The following is a 20,001-nucleotide window of genomic DNA, read 5'->3' on the forward strand; positions in this document are numbered from 1 at the left end:
GACTTTTCAACGGTGTGATCAGAGAGCTCTAAATACGCAAAAACCGCATCCTGCAGTGTAGTACGGAACTCCACCATGTTCCTCACGGAAACTGCGCATCTTTCCGGTCTATCGCAGTGGCTTGATTTACATCCTTAGTTCAATGACTGGATTTATAAAAAAATAAATGCTTCGTAAATGTTGTTCAGCTCTGGCCTATCGTAGCTAAAGGTTGAGGAGTCGTCAGGCTTTGTATTGTTCCCCGATTTGCTGACGGAATAAACGACGGGCTCTCGACACTGTGATTGCCAGTCAGGGCACTGAGGTCCTGAACCAGTCGCTGGTAGTGCTGGTAAAGTTCCGTATTATTCAGGCTTGTTCCTACTGGCCGCTTACTCTCCGACCCAATGTTGTTTTTCTCACCTCCGGCCAGGCTGCACAGGTAATTCACCAGCCGTTGCCCTCTGCGAATGATTTTGTTCAGAAAGGTCACGGCTTCATTCTCTCTCCCGTCACTGCCGTCCATGGCTGACGTACTGTCATTCCTGGTGATTACAGCCATGGGGTTCAGGCTGACTTGTCCACCTTTAAAGTGCAGACTGGCCAGCACCTCCGGTTTCACCAGTGCCAGTGTCTGGTTGTTGCGGGTATTGATGATCCTGAAGGTTTGGCTATCCAATGGCAGGGAGTGGTTGTTGTGGGTGAGGTTCTGCGGGTTACACTGGCTGAACGCCACCTGTTCCGGGGTCAGGTCGGTAAAGAACAGTGCGGTGCTGTTATCACCCGACAAACGTCGTAAATCCGCCTTAGACCCGGACGACAGTAGAACATAATGCTTGCCACGGCTGTCGATTGTGCGGGCTGGCCTGCACGCCCGCAGGTCATAGACGTCATTGCCAACACCGCCGACCAGCGGGCGGGTCCAGTCCAGGATGGCTTGCCACAGGCTGGTGTTGCCGGGCGTATCCAGCCTCCGGTTGTCACACTGGTCGCCCCGGTTTGCCAGCACTTCTGGCCGTGCTGCGATGTTGCCTGAGGTTCCCAGCAGCAGCAGGTCATGACCGCCCCATCCACGGAGTGACCACTGTCGGGCGTCGGCGCCAAGGTACAGAATATTACTGCGGCTATTGCCCCAGAGTCTCGCTGTCCTGTTACCGACGGCGGACGAGCTGATTACGGAGGGTAGAAACGGCCATGACTGGTAACCGCTGTCGGGTTTCGGCCCGCTCACCTGAACACTGCCCGGCTCCCAGCCCCACTGTCCTGTGCCGGTAATAAACACCTGACGTCTGACGTATGTGGCGTTCAGGGGTTCCAGTGTCAGTTTAATCCCGTCCATCGCCTGGTAGGTGACGATTTTTACGGGTTGGTCCTGCTGGATGTACAGGGGGTTGCTGGCTGTGGCGTTGATGAATCGGAGGCGTTCCTTCCTGACGAGGCTGCTCACCGTGAGTGGCAGGACGACCCCCTGACCTGAGTCCGTCACCCGTGCTGCAAGGTCGGATAATGACAGCTCAAGGTCATTGAACACCAGCGTTGTGGGTTGCAGGAACTGGTCGTGCTGTCTGGCCCAGACCTGCTGAATCTCGATCTCGGCATCGCCGGTGGTAAACCGGTTGGACAGCACCAGGTTCTGACCCCGGCGCCAGACAAGGAAGAGGAAGGCCGATACATTCAGTTCAATGCGGGTTTGTGCCCTGTCGTGCTTGGTGATGCTTTCTTCAGCCAGGCCGGGATGGATGAGGATTCGGGTAAAAAATGACAAGTCTGTCTCATCCAGTTTAATCACGTCGGACCCACCCTGGCCCTCCACCATGATCCCGAACCGCTGTCGGGTACCGTTCCGGACAAAGGCCACCTGATGCTCTTGGTAGTAAGTGTCCAGCCGCAACGTTTCCAGTTCGATCTTGTCGGCTCCGGGGGTTCCTGACAGCAGCAGACCCTCGGCCATCACGGCGACCCTGCCAAAGGTGCCCAGTGATTGGTAACCCTTTTGGGTGACCCGGTACAGCGTCTGGTTGTTCCGGTTATAAACGACCGTGCTCGTTGACGGAGGGAACGAGAACTTCCGGACGCTGCCAATCACTTGCTGAACGCCGTGCTCCTTGCCAGGCAAACCGAACAACAGTCTTTGTTTACGGGAACTCTGGCCCTGGTAATCCATCCAGGCTACCTGGGTTGGGGAATAGCCAGGGCGCAGCGTGAGGGCGATCAGTTCGGTGTCAGCCTTCTGGCGTATGCCCGCTGGCAGAGATCCCATGGCCTGGTTAAAATCTTGCCGGGTCCAGTAGACCAGGCCGCCGGTGGTGTTTCTGGGTCCCATCAGGCTGAGGTCCAGCGCCACCAGGGCCAGATGCTCCCGGTTAGCCAGGTATTGGGCCGTCGGTGTCTGGATGCGCCACGCCCGGGCACCCTGTTCCCAGTGGTGGTTACCCCTCAAGTCGATACGCTTAGCCATGTAACGGCAGGGAACGGAGATTTGGTCATCGAACTCACTGGGCATCCCGGTCAGCGAAGCGGCGGCGGCCTCACCACAAAAGGGATGGCCTTTGGCGCCCTGATCAGGCTGTCGGAAAAACTCGAAAGCCTCCTCTTTGCGAGTGTCCGACAGGGCGAGCAGTTGGCCGTCGTCGTTCACCATGACTTCAAACTGGTCACGGGTGTTGGCTGCCAGCAGGGTGTCGCTGTCCAGGTTGTACCAGACGTCCAGTTGCCTGATCGCGCTGAACAGGGGGTGGTCGATGATTGCGGTGATGGGTCTCAGCGGCACCAGCCCCACCTTGGCCGAGAACCCCTCCCGGGCCCCTTTCAGCCGGTCTCGCAGCAGACTCTTGAGCTCACGGATGAAAAAACGGGCACTGGCGGTGGTCCAGGTTGTACCGGGGTGTTCTATGGTCAGTTTGGCGAAGATCAGGTTGACTACCTTGCCCAGGTTCAGGCTGTCCACCATCAGGCCAGACTGGGGGGTGAACTGGTGCACACTCAGGGTATCGTTCGACTTGGCGACGATCTGCCCGGTGGCTTCCACCTGCCAGTTCTTAAAAGGTCCTGACTCCACCGACAGGTTTTCGCTGACCACCCGGGTGTTATCCCAGGCCTTGTCCGGTATCCACAGCCGGTAGCCACCGTTGGTATCGGCCAGGAGGCTGCCGGAGTGCGCCTGCACATGCCTGAAGACGCCGACTCTGGCTATCTTTGCCTTTACTTTTGCCTTTTCCAGCGCTCGCTTCTCACCTGCAGGGCGGATCAAATGGAAACCGGAGCTCAGCCGCTGGATACCACCGGGGCGATTCACGTCGGTGCTGAAGTAATACAGTTTGCCGGAGTGCCGACTGAACAAAATGTAGTAAACAGTCTGGCCCCGAACCACCACCTTGTGGACCGGCAGGTGCTCTTCACGCAGTGCCCTCCGGACACGCTCATTGATCGTCTGTAAACGGCTTCCGTCGTTTCTATTGTTTGGCATGTCGCCATCCAGCAGGCTGCTCAGGAAGGTAATATAGGTTCGGGTGGCGTCGTCATAAAAACCGGTCCTAAGAAGACGACGACTGTCGTAGCTATCGACATCCCGCAAGGGAATCAGCCCATGGTCGGATGTCGTTGTGTCAGATGCCACTGCAGGTGGGGTAGGGGGTACACTGAGCTGGCCATCCAGGGTTTCTGCCGCAATCACCTGGTGAGCCAGCTGACCGGACGGGCTGGCCGTCAACAGGTAATAATAGGGGGCATCAAATACCAGCAATTGTGACTCATCTTTGTTCGGTACTATCTTTGAGACATGGCGGCCAAACGAGCGGGCACTCAACTCATCGAAGTGCCTGATTTCCCGGGTCAGTGCCTCTTTATTCTGAAATAACACCTGGCCGTTGGCGGAGTCAAAAAAATAGTAGCCGGTAGCCGGGTTTCCCTGGACCGGTTGCAGCTGGACCGGTTGCAGCTCGGCACTGGCAGCAATGAGCCGGATTACCTGACGGTTAAGGGTGTCGTACCAGAGTCGGATACGGTCTAATTGATTCCGGTTCGCTTCCGCCAATCCCAGCCTGTCAGGGAAGCAGCGGTAAGGTTTACTGAGATACTCATTGGCCTGTCGGTCACAGTCCTGCTTGTGTTGCAGCCAGGCCGGGTTCTGCTCGACCCGCGAGGGCCGATCGGGTCCCATAGGTGGCGGGTCAAAGGCACTGTTCATCGCCCATGGGTTCGGTTTTTCGGGCGCCAGCCAGATTGTGAGCCACTGCTCCGGCGCTCCGGCCATACAGCGTGCACGGATCTGAGGTGAGAAGTCGCAGTCTTTCAGCTCCAGCGGCAGGAACCGGCTGGCCGCATTGTAACGGCTCATGATTCTGTTCAGTTTCGACGCCCTTGATGGCCCGTCATTCAGTCCGCTATTGTCGTACAAGCGTTGAATCACTTTTTGATCCAGCAGCCGCCACTCAAACTGTGCGTTGGGATCCCGGGCCACTACTTTATACGAGGAAGCCTGTTCATACCAGGAGTGTGGTCTTGGTTCAGGAAATCGGAAAAGGGTCTCACCCAGCTTGAAGTCCCGGTTATCTTCATAGGACAGGCTCACCCAGGACCGACAGTTTTGTACCTGGTCATCCCGCTCAGTAATGCAGGCATAGGGGAGCTTGCCGTCGTAGTTCAACACCCAGGTAGAGGCCGTCTGCCCCTGGGGGTGAAGGTGGATAGTGTGTTTACCGTTGGATATCAGGGCGTAGGTTTTGTTGGCCCCTTCAGGACTATACACGTCATACTTCAGAAGTCGGGAGAATGTCGATGAGACCTCGCGAAAGAGGACGACGTGATCCTTGTTATCGAGATACAGTCTGCTGGTTGACTGACGGTATTTCAAACTGTCGGTATGGGTGAACATCTGGCCAAGGTATTTATAGTCGTAGCTGATGTCATCACATGAGCCAAGCCCGTCGCACTCGGTATACCGGGTGTCTTTCACTTTTTTCTGGTATAACCGTTTCAGCTTGCTGTCGCTGACAGCATCCAGAAGTTTCGCACCGGGGGAACTGTTGTCTGGCGCACTCCCTGGATCGCGCTGGTCAAAGGGAGAGTAGAGGAGCTTGACCTCCCACGGGGGTACAGAAGGCATGAAAATGACCTTTTTATCGCTCATCTGCCCCAGGTTGCGGAATACCCCGTCTGAGCATTGATACCCGGTTAAACGCGACTCCGTCCGGCACAATGTCGCCAGGGCATCGTCGATCAGGTTAAAGGTGTCAGGGGAGTATTCGATCCGGTTGATGTCGCTGGCGCAGTGCCGTAAAGGAGCCTTAGGTACATAGGGTATCTTCTCACAGTTTTTCTGTTTCCAGTTGTCTTTTTTCCCGGCGATTAAGGTGGGCTTGAATGAATAGACGCCACCGTAGGTCAGGGTCTGGTTCACCAGGTTGATAGACCGGATGTTCAGGGTCAGGAGACTTTTGCCATCCCCGCTCATCAAGGCATTGAGGGTCTGCTTGTTGGCCAGGAAGCTTTTGGGGTCCAGCTGGGCGTGGATCAGGTCAAAGATTTTGGCAGCCTCACCCGAGGCATCCTGCAACTTTTTGTAGGCCAGCTTTTCTAACTTCCTTTTATAGTTCTCCTGAAAAATACCCCTGACGTAGTGCATGATCCCGTCAATAAATGCCCCGACTGGCCCGAGGAACTCTGAAATGACGGAGACATAGGTATCCACCCACTCAAAGGTCACCATGGATTCCATGAGTTTCTTGACTTCCGGGTCCTCTTCGTTCTCGTACTCAATGAGGGTCAGGGTGAGACTGGCTCCCGGCACGGCGAGACCCAGTATGGGCACAAAACGACCGACTTTTTTACCCAGCCTGCCGACTTTTTTCAGACCGCCGGGCAACTTGCCCGACCCGGGAATATCGGGTAGCTTTGGTGGTTTCTGACCGGGGGGCAATGACGACCGGATGGCCGGGATGATTGTCTTGATCCCCTGTCGCCCGAGATTGATGATCTCAATCCCTTGCAATGCCACAGCCGTATAAAAAAGCGTCTGGCGCCCGGTATAAATCTGCTGTTGGGTGTCCGTCATATTCTGAGACGGGGGATTTTTGTAATGGTGTCCCACAGGGGAAAGCCCTGCTATCAGGTCGTAAAGGCCTATAAAAGACCTGAGCTTTTCCAGTCCGTTGGTGGAAGATTTTTTTCCTTTGACCCGGAATCCCTGACGACCCGTCCCCTGGAGAAAGCTCCGGAAGCGATCAAAGGCACCGGAGGTAAAGCGGATGTTCTTACGGGTCAGGGTATCGGGTTCCATAAAGTCCATGCGCCAGCCACGGCCATCCCGACGGAGGGTATCCAGTTGGGGAACCATGCTGTCGGCGAGTGAGTGCCGGGCTTTAATGTCCCCCAGGGCGGTGTCAAACTCCAGCAGCCGCTGCCTGAATTCGGCTCGTTCAGAGGCCACACCTGAGAGGCTGTCTTTAGTCCGGAGCGGCACCGGAACCGAAAGGTGGCTGGGCGGCAAATAGCGGAGCGGGGGATTTGAATCCGATGGCCGGGGCGACCTCAGCACAGTCTTTTCGCCAGGAAGCAGGCGGTACTCCGGTTGTCCGGTGCCGGGTGAGCGCAGCACAAGGCTTTCAATCGCCGGGCGGTCCTTCGGCATCAGATGCTGGATATCTTTCACCAGTCGTTTGAAAACCTGGGGGCTGCCACTTCTGGGTTCGACAATCAGCTTGCCCACCAGGGGTTTGCCATGGGTGGGCGAGCGGGTCATAAAGGTTTTCAGGGCGTTCAGGGCTGTGATTCCGCGGGACTGGTTGCTGCTGGCAAGATCGCTGACGGTCAGGGTGGCGATGTAGCGGTCCGGGGTAAAGTCGACCAGTGTCGTCAAAGCATGGGCAATCATTCTGGCTGGCCGACCGAGAACGGTGACGCGGTTGCCGTCTCCCCCGGCGATGGCCGACTGAACCCGGCCATCGGGTGTGAGCAGCGCATAACCGGCAGCGGGGGTAGCTTTCAGCAACAGGGGCTGACCACTCAGGGTCCCGTCTTTTATCTGCTGTTGAGCGCGGGTAAACGAATCTTCGTCCAGGGCAATGACCGAGTGCATGCCCCGGGCGTGAGCCAATGCGTCCTTGGCTTCGAGGCGACGATACCGGGTGAAAAAATTTTGCAGCCAGCGCTCAAATTCGTTGGCGGGTTTGATCAGGGCGATATCCGTTTTGTCTTTGTCGGCTTTAAGATAGAGCTGGGTTTTGAAGCCGGAAAGTAACCGGAGGGCATACTCCAGATTTTTGCGTTGAGCATTGCAGCTGTCGGCACCGGCTGATCTTCGAGGCCTGCGACAAGCCCCTTGTGGCGGGACCGGGAGAACATGCACGTTGTCGAAATCATTTTCGAATTCTGCGTTAATTTCGGCGGCACCTTCCGGCGTTTCAATATCGACATTGCGAATATAGTATGAGCCTTTCTGTACTTGGTTTTTGATGTTTTCGAAGGCCTTGGCCTTTGCTTCATTACTTTTGAAGTGTTCTATCTCCCGCTCAAGCTGATTCATGTGATCATTGTGAAAACGTCTTTCATAGCGCGCAAGCCACTCAGTGTAAGAGGAAGATTGCATCGCCATTTGGAGTGTTTCTCTCAAACGTCTGGTTTCTGTTTCATCCGGATGGATGAAAGCAGCATTTTCAGTCGGCGGTTGCTGCACTAATCCAAAATAGATCGCTGCCTGGAAATCTGTGTAGTATGAGTATTTGCTGGCATCTTTTCTATTGTCGATAAACTCACGGCGGCCTGTGGAAGTGGGCACTCTGTTTTTGGATCTGGCAGAGGCAGAACCATCCTGGTGTCTGTCACCGGCATACATCATTTCGACAAGGGCTGCAGCTGAATCCGTCGCGAGTCTGGGATCGGTCGAACGCTGCGAATTCTCAGCGACTACGGATTCGAACAACTGATCTGCGAACATGGATTCGGGAGTTTTAATGTCGGGTCTGGGATGAAACTCTTTATCAGGGTCAAGGGAGTCCAACCCGAACTTGGCTATGTAAGTAACGGTGTCGTCTTCATTCCGGGTAAAAACAATACGGTTGAGTTCAGGATCGGGCGCATCTCTTGAGGTTGACGGCCTGTTAGGATCATCACCGGTGGTTTGCCGTGGAACGCCTGCGGATAAGTATCCCCGAACTGCAACAGCAGAATTTGCACGGATACCTTTTTTGGCCAATTTTCTCAGAACTTCAGGTACAATATAATCTTTCTGGTCAGCATCCAATACACCCTCAGAATCTGGAATGCCTTGTGCAGAGTTATCAAAAGAGAATGCTATGTTTTGTACGGTGGTATTCTCGGGGATCACTGTGCTTAAGATTGTTGATAGCCTTTGCACTAAGGATTGGGAGTGAATAGAATAAAAGTTATCCGATTCGATATCAGGGAAATCAAGACTTCCAGTAATGAAGACTTTAGTGTCTTCGCCGATATTTTTGAATGGTGTTCCTAAAATTGTTCTAATTCCTAGTCTTTGCCTTTTAACAGAATAAAAAAAGTCATACAAGACGTTCTTGCCTGCTGGAGTGCGATACCTATAATATTTTGCATAACTCTGCATTGCCGACTTTCCATCGTCCTCAGTCGGGGGCATATTAATCATTATGAACTTGCCGTATGGTCGCCTGTGCGCCGGATCTGGCAGGTCAGAATCAGAGCTCATGCTATAGAAGGGGTTTTGCTCTGAGAAGCTCTTAATTCGGGAGATTAAAGGTTCTTCTCCGTAATCGGTGCTTTCTATTCTTTCAAAAGCGTCATAACCTAGTTTGGCGAGAATCCGGTGGTCAAGATCCCCGTTATTATATGAAAGCTCCGCTAACATGATTGCAATTTCATTGATTTTTTCGTTGTCGGCAGGATCTTCATATTTAAAGAATTCATTTAAAGTCTTGTTTATCTCCGTTACGCGTCTTTCTTTGCTTATTTCATTATTATTTTTAAATTTTTCTAAAACACTATGGAAAAATGTGGCTTCCTGGATTACTTTTTTGATCAGTGGGTTATTTGGGAAAGCTTCCACCATCATTGGTTTGACTGAATCATCGAGGTGTCCAGCTCTAATCTCGTCTTTAGGAGGTATAACTCTACCGAAAAATATTTTAGAATTACTAGCCCACTTCATATTTTGACGATTACTCAGTCTATGAAATAGATCGCTAATATTGGTTATTTCTACGACAGCTCTAATTCGATTTAATTGTTCTTGTGGCAGGTTTATATCGTCTGTGTTGAAATAACGGTCAGGATCAGGAATGATTCCACATTTGAACATATGTTGCACAATAGCATGTATCTTGGCTCTTTCTAGCTGCTCTCTCTCACTACTGTCCAATCCCCCTTCCGACACAGGCGCGTGCGAAATGCCCATTTGTTCAAAGGGCGCAAGCCTCAGTGCTGGTAGCAGTCCTTCATCAAAATACACCCCTCCATCAGAGAATAAATGAGAAAACCCTATAGCTCTTGCGGTTATCACAGGTTTTTTAAGGCTTAAGGTGTACTTAATATATTCACTGTGTTGTCGTTCAAAAGCAGAAGTATCTCCTCTAACATAAGCCCTGCTAATGGAATTTTGAATTTGATTTAACTCATTGATGGTTTTATTCCATTGGGTGGCAAACGACCTCTTTACACTGTCTGAAAAATCGGCTTTCATTATATCCAATTTTTCTATGTCATCGTTTTCACCCATAAAAGTATCGATTTTTTGCCAGATACTACGCCTCAACCGCGCAATATCAGCGGGGTAATCTGTTTCAATCGTTTGTTGCATTCTCTCAGAATACAGCAACGAATATAAAATTCTTTTGTATATCAAGGCTTTGGGAGCCCATACATAGATGTCATGGTTCGGGTTCGCCCAGGCCCATATTGACAGCCAAATACGCTCCCAACCTTCAGTAGCATCGACAATAGCAACATGTACCTTTTTGGTTATAGATGGCATGATAACTCCTGGTAGATTGAACTGCATGGTTTTCAGAGGGGGGTGATACTTGTCTTTTCACTGGCGTGCTCAGAGGACTTTAAATGTTCAAAGATTGCACCGTGCAGTGTAGTTCGTAATTGAGATGGTGACCTTCTTTTCAGTTATATAAAATAAAAGTGTCGTATTAAATTTTAATGATAGGGAATTTTTAATGTTGTTCAGCCCTGACCCATCGTCGTCAAATTTAGCGGAGTCGTCAGGCTTTGTATTGTTCCCCGATTTGCTGACGGAATAAACGACGGGCTCTCGACACTGTGATTGCCAGTCAGGGCACTGAGGTCCTGAACCAGTCGCTGGTAGTGCTGGTAAAGTTCCGTATTATTCAGGCTTGTTCCTACTGGCCGCTTACTCTCCGACCCAATGTTGTTTTTCTCACCTCCGGCCAGGCTGCACAGGTAATTCACCAGCCGTTGCCCTCTGCGAATGATTTTGTTCAGAAAGGTCACGGCTTCATTCTCTCTCCCGTCACTGCCGTCCATGGCTGACGTACTGTCATTCCTGGTGATTACAGCCATGGGGTTCAGGCTGACTTGTCCACCTTTAAAGTGCAGACTGGCCAGCACCTCCGGTTTCACCAGTGCCAGTGTCTGGTTGTTGCGGGTATTGATGATCCTGAAGGTTTGGCTATCCAATGGCAGGGAGTGGTTGTTGTGGGTGAGGTTCTGCGGGTTACACTGGCTGAACGCCACCTGTTCCGGGGTCAGGTCGGTAAAGAACAGTGCGGTGCTGTTATCACCCGACAAACGTCGTAAATCCGCCTTAGACCCGGACGACAGTAGAACATAATGCTTGCCACGGCTGTCGATTGTGCGGGCTGGCCTGCACGCCCGCAGGTCATAGACGTCATTGCCAACACCGCCGACCAGCGGGCGGGTCCAGTCCAGGATGGCTTGCCACAGGCTGGTGTTGCCGGGCGTATCCAGCCTCCGGTTGTCACACTGGTCGCCCCGGTTTGCCAGCACTTCTGGCCGTGCTGCGATGTTGCCTGAGGTTCCCAGCAGCAGCAGGTCATGACCGCCCCATCCACGGAGTGACCACTGTCGGGCGTCGGCGCCAAGGTACAGAATATTACTGCGGCTATTGCCCCAGAGTCTCGCTGTCCTGTTACCGACGGCGGACGAGCTGATTACGGAGGGTAGAAACGGCCATGACTGGTAACCGCTGTCGGGTTTCGGCCCGCTCACCTGAACACTGCCCGGCTCCCAGCCCCACTGTCCTGTGCCGGTAATAAACACCTGACGTCTGACGTATGTGGCGTTCAGGGGTTCCAGTGTCAGTTTAATCCCGTCCATCGCCTGGTAGGTGACGATTTTTACGGGTTGGTCCTGCTGGATGTACAGGGGGTTGCTGGCTGTGGCGTTGATGAATCGGAGGCGTTCCTTCCTGACGAGGCTGCTCACCGTGAGTGGCAGGACGACCCCCTGACCTGAGTCCGTCACCCGTGCTGCAAGGTCGGATAATGACAGCTCAAGGTCATTGAACACCAGCGTTGTGGGTTGCAGGAACTGGTCGTGCTGTCTGGCCCAGACCTGCTGAATCTCGATCTCGGCATCGCCGGTGGTAAACCGGTTGGACAGCACCAGGTTCTGACCCCGGCGCCAGACAAGGAAGAGGAAGGCCGATACATTCAGTTCAATGCGGGTTTGTGCCCTGTCGTGCTTGGTGATGCTTTCTTCAGCCAGGCCGGGATGGATGAGGATTCGGGTAAAAAATGACAAGTCTGTCTCATCCAGTTTAATCACGTCGGACCCACCCTGGCCCTCCACCATGATCCCGAACCGCTGTCGGGTACCGTTCCGGACAAAGGCCACCTGATGCTCTTGGTAGTAAGTGTCCAGCCGCAACGTTTCCAGTTCGATCTTGTCGGCTCCGGGGGTTCCTGACAGCAGCAGACCCTCGGCCATCACGGCGACCCTGCCAAAGGTGCCCAGTGATTGGTAACCCTTTTGGGTGACCCGGTACAGCGTCTGGTTGTTCCGGTTATAAACGACCGTGCTCGTTGACGGAGGGAACGAGAACTTCCGGACGCTGCCAATCACTTGCTGAACGCCGTGCTCCTTGCCAGGCAAACCGAACAACAGTCTTTGTTTACGGGAACTCTGGCCCTGGTAATCCATCCAGGCTACCTGGGTTGGGGAATAGCCAGGGCGCAGCGTGAGGGCGATCAGTTCGGTGTCAGCCTTCTGGCGTATGCCCGCTGGCAGAGATCCCATGGCCTGGTTAAAATCTTGCCGGGTCCAGTAGACCAGGCCGCCGGTGGTGTTTCTGGGTCCCATCAGGCTGAGGTCCAGCGCCACCAGGGCCAGATGCTCCCGGTTAGCCAGGTATTGGGCCGTCGGTGTCTGGATGCGCCACGCCCGGGCACCCTGTTCCCAGTGGTGGTTACCCCTCAAGTCGATACGCTTAGCCATGTAACGGCAGGGAACGGAGATTTGGTCATCGAACTCACTGGGCATCCCGGTCAGCGAAGCGGCGGCGGCCTCACCACAAAAGGGATGGCCTTTGGCGCCCTGATCAGGCTGTCGGAAAAACTCGAAAGCCTCCTCTTTGCGAGTGTCCGACAGGGCGAGCAGTTGGCCGTCGTCGTTCACCATGACTTCAAACTGGTCACGGGTGTTGGCTGCCAGCAGGGTGTCGCTGTCCAGGTTGTACCAGACGTCCAGTTGCCTGATCGCGCTGAACAGGGGGTGGTCGATGATTGCGGTGATGGGTCTCAGCGGCACCAGCCCCACCTTGGCCGAGAACCCCTCCCGGGCCCCTTTCAGCCGGTCTCGCAGCAGACTCTTGAGCTCACGGATGAAAAAACGGGCACTGGCGGTGGTCCAGGTTGTACCGGGGTGTTCTATGGTCAGTTTGGCGAAGATCAGGTTGACTACCTTGCCCAGGTTCAGGCTGTCCACCATCAGGCCAGACTGGGGGGTGAACTGGTGCACACTCAGGGTATCGTTCGACTTGGCGACGATCTGCCCGGTGGCTTCCACCTGCCAGTTCTTAAAAGGTCCTGACTCCACCGACAGGTTTTCGCTGACCACCCGGGTGTTATCCCAGGCCTTGTCCGGTATCCACAGCCGGTAGCCACCGTTGGTATCGGCCAGGAGGCTGCCGGAGTGCGCCTGCACATGCCTGAAGACGCCGACTCTGGCTATCTTTGCCTTTACTTTTGCCTTTTCCAGCGCTCGCTTCTCACCTGCAGGGCGGATCAAATGGAAACCGGAGCTCAGCCGCTGGATACCACCGGGGCGATTCACGTCGGTGCTGAAGTAATACAGTTTGCCGGAGTGCCGACTGAACAAAATGTAGTAAACAGTCTGGCCCCGAACCACCACCTTGTGGACCGGCAGGTGCTCTTCACGCAGTGCCCTCCGGACACGCTCATTGATCGTCTGTAAACGGCTTCCGTCGTTTCTATTGTTTGGCATGTCGCCATCCAGCAGGCTGCTCAGGAAGGTAATATAGGTTCGGGTGGCGTCGTCATAAAAACCGGTCCTAAGAAGACGACGACTGTCGTAGCTATCGACATCCCGCAAGGGAATCAGCCCATGGTCGGATGTCGTTGTGTCAGATGCCACTGCAGGTGGGGTAGGGGGTACACTGAGCTGGCCATCCAGGGTTTCTGCCGCAATCACCTGGTGAGCCAGCTGACCGGACGGGCTGGCCGTCAACAGGTAATAATAGGGGGCATCAAATACCAGCAATTGTGACTCATCTTTGTTCGGTACTATCTTTGAGACATGGCGGCCAAACGAGCGGGCACTCAACTCATCGAAGTGCCTGATTTCCCGGGTCAGTGCCTCTTTATTCTGAAATAACACCTGGCCGTTGGCGGAGTCAAAAAAATAGTAGCCGGTAGCCGGGTTTCCCTGGACCGGTTGCAGCTGGACCGGTTGCAGCTCGGCACTGGCAGCAATGAGCCGGATTACCTGACGGTTAAGGGTGTCGTACCAGAGTCGGATACGGTCTAATTGATTCCGGTTCGCTTCCGCCAATCCCAGCCTGTCAGGGAAGCAGCGGTAAGGTTTACTGAGATACTCATTGGCCTGTCGGTCACAGTCCTGCTTGTGTTGCAGCCAGGCCGGGTTCTGCTCGACCCGCGAGGGCCGATCGGGTCCCATAGGTGGCGGGTCAAAGGCACTGTTCATCGCCCATGGGTTCGGTTTTTCGGGCGCCAGCCAGATTGTGAGCCACTGCTCCGGCGCTCCGGCCATACAGCGTGCACGGATCTGAGGTGAGAAGTCGCAGTCTTTCAGCTCCAGCGGCAGGAACCGGCTGGCCGCATTGTAACGGCTCATGATTCTGTTCAGTTTCGACGCCCTTGATGGCCCGTCATTCAGTCCGCTATTGTCGTACAAGCGTTGAATCACTTTTTGATCCAGCAGCCGCCACTCAAACTGTGCGTTGGGATCCCGGGCCACTACTTTATACGAGGAAGCCTGTTCATACCAGGAGTGTGGTCTTGGTTCAGGAAATCGGAAAAGGGTCTCACCCAGCTTGAAGTCCCGGTTATCTTCATAGGACAGGCTCACCCAGGACCGACAGTTTTGTACCTGGTCATCCCGCTCAGTAATGCAGGCATAGGGGAGCTTGCCGTCGTAGTTCAACACCCAGGTAGAGGCCGTCTGCCCCTGGGGGTGAAGGTGGATAGTGTGTTTACCGTTGGATATCAGGGCGTAGGTTTTGTTGGCCCCTTCAGGACTATACACGTCATACTTCAGAAGTCGGGAGAATGTCGATGAGACCTCGCGAAAGAGGACGACGTGATCCTTGTTATCGAGATACAGTCTGCTGGTTGACTGACGGTATTTCAAACTGTCGGTATGGGTGAACATCTGGCCAAGGTATTTATAGTCGTAGCTGATGTCATCACATGAGCCAAGCCCGTCGCACTCGGTATACCGGGTGTCTTTCACTTTTTTCTGGTATAACCGTTTCAGCTTGCTGTCGCTGACAGCATCCAGAAGTTTCGCACCGGGGGAACTGTTGTCTGGCGCACTCCCTGGATCGCGCTGGTCAAAGGGAGAGTAGAGGAGCTTGACCTCCCACGGGGGTACAGAAGGCATGAAAATGACCTTTTTATCGCTCATCTGCCCCAGGTTGCGGAATACCCCGTCTGAGCATTGATACCCGGTTAAACGCGACTCCGTCCGGCACAATGTCGCCAGGGCATCGTCGATCAGGTTAAAGGTGTCAGGGGAGTATTCGATCCGGTTGATGTCGCTGGCGCAGTGCCGTAAAGGAGCCTTAGGTACATAGGGTATCTTCTCACAGTTTTTCTGTTTCCAGTTGTCTTTTTTCCCGGCGATTAAGGTGGGCTTGAATGAATAGACGCCACCGTAGGTCAGGGTCTGGTTCACCAGGTTGATAGACCGGATGTTCAGGGTCAGGAGACTTTTGCCATCCCCGCTCATCAAGGCATTGAGGGTCTGCTTGTTGGCCAGGAAGCTTTTGGGGTCCAGCTGGGCGTGGATCAGGTCAAAGATTTTGGCAGCCTCACCCGAGGCATCCTGCAACTTTTTGTAGGCCAGCTTTTCTAACTTCCTTTTATAGTTCTCCTGAAAAATACCCCTGACGTAGTGCATGATCCCGTCAATAAATGCCCCGACTGGCCCGAGGAACTCTGAAATGACGGAGACATAGGTATCCACCCACTCAAAGGTCACCATGGATTCCATGAGTTTCTTGACTTCCGGGTCCTCTTCGTTCTCGTACTCAATGAGGGTCAGGGTGAGACTGGCTCCCGGCACGGCGAGACCCAGTATGGGCACAAAACGACCGACTTTTTTACCCAGCCTGCCGACTTTTTTCAGACCGCCGGGCAACTTGCCCGACCCGGGAATATCGGGTAGCTTTGGTGGTTTCTGACCGGGGGGCAATGACGACCGGATGGCCGGGATGATTGTCTTGATCCCCTGTCGCCCGAGATTGATGATCTCAATCCCTTGCAATGCCACAGCCGTATAAAAAAGCGTCTGGCGCCCGGTATAAATCTGCTGTTGGGTGTCCGTCATATTCTGAGACGGGGGATTTTTGTAATGGTGTCCCACAGGGGAAAGCCCTGCTATCAGGTCGTAAAGGCCTATAAAAGACCTGAGCTTTTCCAGTCCGTTGGTGGAAGATTTTTTTCCTTTGACCCGGAATCCCTGACGACCCGTCCCCTGGAGAAAGCTCCGGAAGCGATCAAAGGCACCGGAGGTAAAGCGGATGTTCTTACGGGTCAGGGTATCGGGTTCCATAAAGTCCATGCGCCAGCCACGGCCATCCCGACGGAGGGTATCCAGTTGGGGAACCATGCTGTCGGCGAGTGAGTGCCGGGCTTTAATGTCCCCCAGGGCGGTGTCAAACTCCAGCAGCCGCTGCCTGAATTCGGCTCGTTCAGAGGCCACACCTGAGAGGCTGTCTTTAGTCCGGAGCGGCACCGGAACCGAAAGGTGGCTGGGCGGCAAATAGCGGAGCGGGGGATTTGAATCCGATGGCCGGGGCGACCTCAGCACAGTCTTTTCGCCAGGAAGCAGGCGGTACTCCGGTTGTCCGGTGCCGGGTGAGCGCAGCACAAGGCTTTCAATCGCCGGGCGGTCCTTCGGCATCAGATGCTGGATATCTTTCACCAGTCGTTTGAAAACCTGGGGGCTGCCACTTCTGGGTTCGACAATCAGCTTGCCCACCAGGGGTTTGCCATGGGTGGGCGAGCGGGTCATAAAGGTTTTCAGGGCGTTCAGGGCTGTGATTCCGCGGGACTGGTTGCTGCTGGCAAGATCGCTGACGGTCAGGGTGGCGATGTAGCGGTCCGGGGTAAAGTCGACCAGTGTCGTCAAAGCATGGGCAATCATTCTGGCTGGCCGACCGAGAACGGTGACGCGGTTGCCGTCTCCCCCGGCGATGGCCGACTGAACCCGGCCATCGGGTGTGAGCAGCGCATAACCGGCAGCGGGGGTAGCTTTCAGCAACAGGGGCTGACCACTCAGGGTCCCGTCTTTTATCTGCTGTTGCGCGCGGGTAAACGAATCTTCGTTCAGGGCAATGACCGAGTGCATGCCCCGGGTGTCAGCTAATGCGTCCTTGGCTTCGAGGCGACGAAACCGGGTGAAAAAATTTTGCAGCCAGCGCTCACCTTCGTTGGTGGGTTTGATCAGGGCAATATCGGTTTTTTTACCTTTGTTGTCTTTTTTGCCATCAAGATTGAGTTGGGTTTTGGGGCCGGAAAGTAACCAGAGCGCATACGCCAACTCTTTGCGTCGAGCGTCGCAGCTGCCGGTATTGGCCGCTCTTCGGCGCCGGTCACAATACAGCGGCAACTCACCTGAGAGAAGATTGAAGTTGGGGAATTCATTTTTGTATATTGCCCTAAGCATGGCAGCCCCCTCTTTAGTGAGGGGATTGAATTTGAAGATATCGAATGAATAGGTCTCTGCCTTTCTTTTGAAGGTTTTGAAGGCCTCGACCTTCTCTTCTTCACCCTGATATTGGTTCATTTCCTGCCGAAGCTGGGTGATGTAGTTGAACTCGGGGAAACGCCTTTCATAGCGGTCAAGCCATTCGGTGTAGGAGGAAGATTCCTTCGCCATGTCGATTGTGTCTTGCAAACGACGCGTTTCTCTCGAATTCGGATGGAAAAAAGCAACTTTTTCAGGGGTCGAGTCTTTGTCTAATCCGAAAAAAATCGCATCTTTGAACTGAGAGGCAAATGAGTATTGTTCAGCATCTCTTCTATAATCGACCTCATTGTGGACGGTGGAAGTGGGTACCCTGTTTTCCGGTCTGGCAGAGGCAGAGGCAGAGGCAGAGGCAGAACCATCCTGCTGCCTGTCACCGGCATACATTTTTTCGACCAGGGCTTCGGCTGCCTCCTTTCCGGGTCTGGGGTCGCCCGAATCCTGCGAATCCTCAACGACTATGGATTCGAACAACTGATCTGCAAACATGGATTCGCGAGTGTCAAGGCCGGTTGTGGGATAAAACTCATTATCAGGGTCAAGCGAGCTCAACCCGAACTTGGCTATATACGTAACGGTGTCGTCTTTATTCCGGGTAAAAACAATACGGTTGAGTTCAGAATCGGGCGCATCTCTCGAGGTTGACGGCCTGTCAGGATCATCACCGGTGGTTTGCCGTGGAACGCCTGCGGATAAGTATCCCCGAACTGCAACAGCTGAATTTGCATAGATACCTTCTTTAGCCAGCCCCCTCAGGACTTCAGGTATAACATAATCTCTCTGACCAGCATCCAAGACACCCTCAACACCTGGAATGTCTTGTGCGGAGTTATCAAAAGAGAATGCTATGTTTTGTATGGTGGTATCCTTGGGGATCACTTCAATTAAAGCTGATAATAGCTTTTTCACTAAGAATCGGGAGTTGATGTGATTAACGGCACTCGACTCGGTACTAGAGAAATCAAGACTTCCAGTGATGAAGACTTTAGTGTCTACGCCAATATTTTTGAATGATTCTCCTGCCATCACTCTAAGTGCTTGCTTTTGCACTGCATCAGATTCAACAAATTCGTACAAAACAGCGCTGCCATCTTGAGTGCGTAACTTATTATAAAGTTCGTAAGACTTTCTCAAAGATTCTTCCCTATTCTCTGGAATCTTAAAAACATTAATCATTATTAACTTTTTGTATGGTCGCTTGCGCTCAAATTCTGGCAGGTCAAAATCATTGTCATAAGAATTCATGTAATAGAAGGGATTGTACTCTAAGAAATTTTGATCATAATTAACTGTGGTCCTTACTCCGGATTGGCTATTTTTTAATCTTTCAAAAGCGTCATAACCTATTTTAGCGAGAATCCTGTGTTCAAAATCCCCATTATGATATGAAAGCTCTGTTAACATCATTGCAACTTTATCGACGTCATCGCTAGAGATATAGAATGCTTTCAAAGCCTCCTGTAACTTTGGTATACGCTCTTGCTTGCTTATTTCATTTTTTTTAAGATTTTCTAAAACCCTGTGGAAATATATGGTTTCTTCCATTATTTGTCCGATCAAGCGGTTATTTGGGGCAGCTTCGAACATTATTGGCTTGATTGAATCACTAAGGTATGAAGCTCTAGGCCGGCCTCTAGCTATAGTTTTACCGAAAAATATTTTATGAAAGGTAACTTTCGATAGTACACGATCACTTAGTTTTTTAAATAGTTTGTCAATACTGGTTTCTTTTACGACTCTTTGAATTCGATCGGAGTCTACTTTTGGCAGTTGTAGGTGTACCTTAAAATAAGGTCCAGGATCAGGAATAATTCCACTTTCAAACATTTTTATCAGAATAGCACGCACCTTAACTCTTTCTATCTCCTCCGTGTAAATAGGCTTACCGCTGCTTCTCGGTATAAGATTTTTCGAAACACCCCCTTTTTTAAAGGTCTCATCGTCCAGTGGTGGTAACAGTCCTTGATCAATATATACCCCTCCATCAGAGAATTGATGAGAAAACCCTATAGCTCTTTCGGCTATCACAGTTTTTTTAAGGCTTAAGGTGTACTTGATATATTCACTGTGTGTTTTTTCAAATTCAAACTCTAATTCGTTAACAGAAACCGTGCCAATTTCATTTCGGATTTGATTTAACAGATCGTTGGTTTTATTCCATTGGGTGGTAAACGACATCTTTACACTGTCTGAAAAATGGGATTTCATGATATCCAATCCTTCTACATCACCGTCCTCCCCCATAAAAGTATCGATTTTTTGCCAGATGCTATGCCTCAACCGCGCAATATCAATGGGATAATCTGTTTCAATAGTTTGATGTATTCTCTCAGAAAACAGCAACGAATATAGAATTCTTTTGTATCTCAAAGCTTTGGGAGACCATACATGGATTGTATGGTCCGGGTTCAAGCTGGCCCATATTTTTAGCCAAATAAACTCCCAACCTTCGACAGGACCGACAATAGCAACATGAACATCCTTGGGTACAGCTGGCATGATAACACCTCATGGATTGATCTAGATGGCTTTCAGAAGGGTTGTGATATCAGAACGGTTGTGATACTTGTCTTTTCACCGGCGTGGTCGGAGGAC

2 protein-coding genes are annotated in these 20,001 nt (G+C 52.5%); both read right to left on the reverse strand.

Annotation, left to right across the window (positions count from 1 at the left end):
• Positions 1-184: 184 nt before the first annotated feature.
• The gene (locus tag ACOMHB_RS10805; RefSeq protein ID WP_448216624.1) at positions 185-9,937 is read right to left on the reverse strand and encodes a hypothetical protein; all 9,753 of its coding nucleotides are present in this window, start codon (positions 9,935-9,937) and stop codon (positions 185-187) included.
• 200 nt (positions 9,938-10,137) lie between these two features.
• Positions 10,138-19,905: a hypothetical protein gene (locus ACOMHB_RS10810; protein ID WP_448216625.1), complete on the reverse strand. Its 9,768-nt coding sequence runs from the start codon at positions 19,903-19,905 to the stop codon at positions 10,138-10,140.
• Between the last annotated feature and the right edge of the window lie 96 nt (positions 19,906-20,001).

Source organism: Endozoicomonas sp. 2B-B (assembly GCF_053470045.1).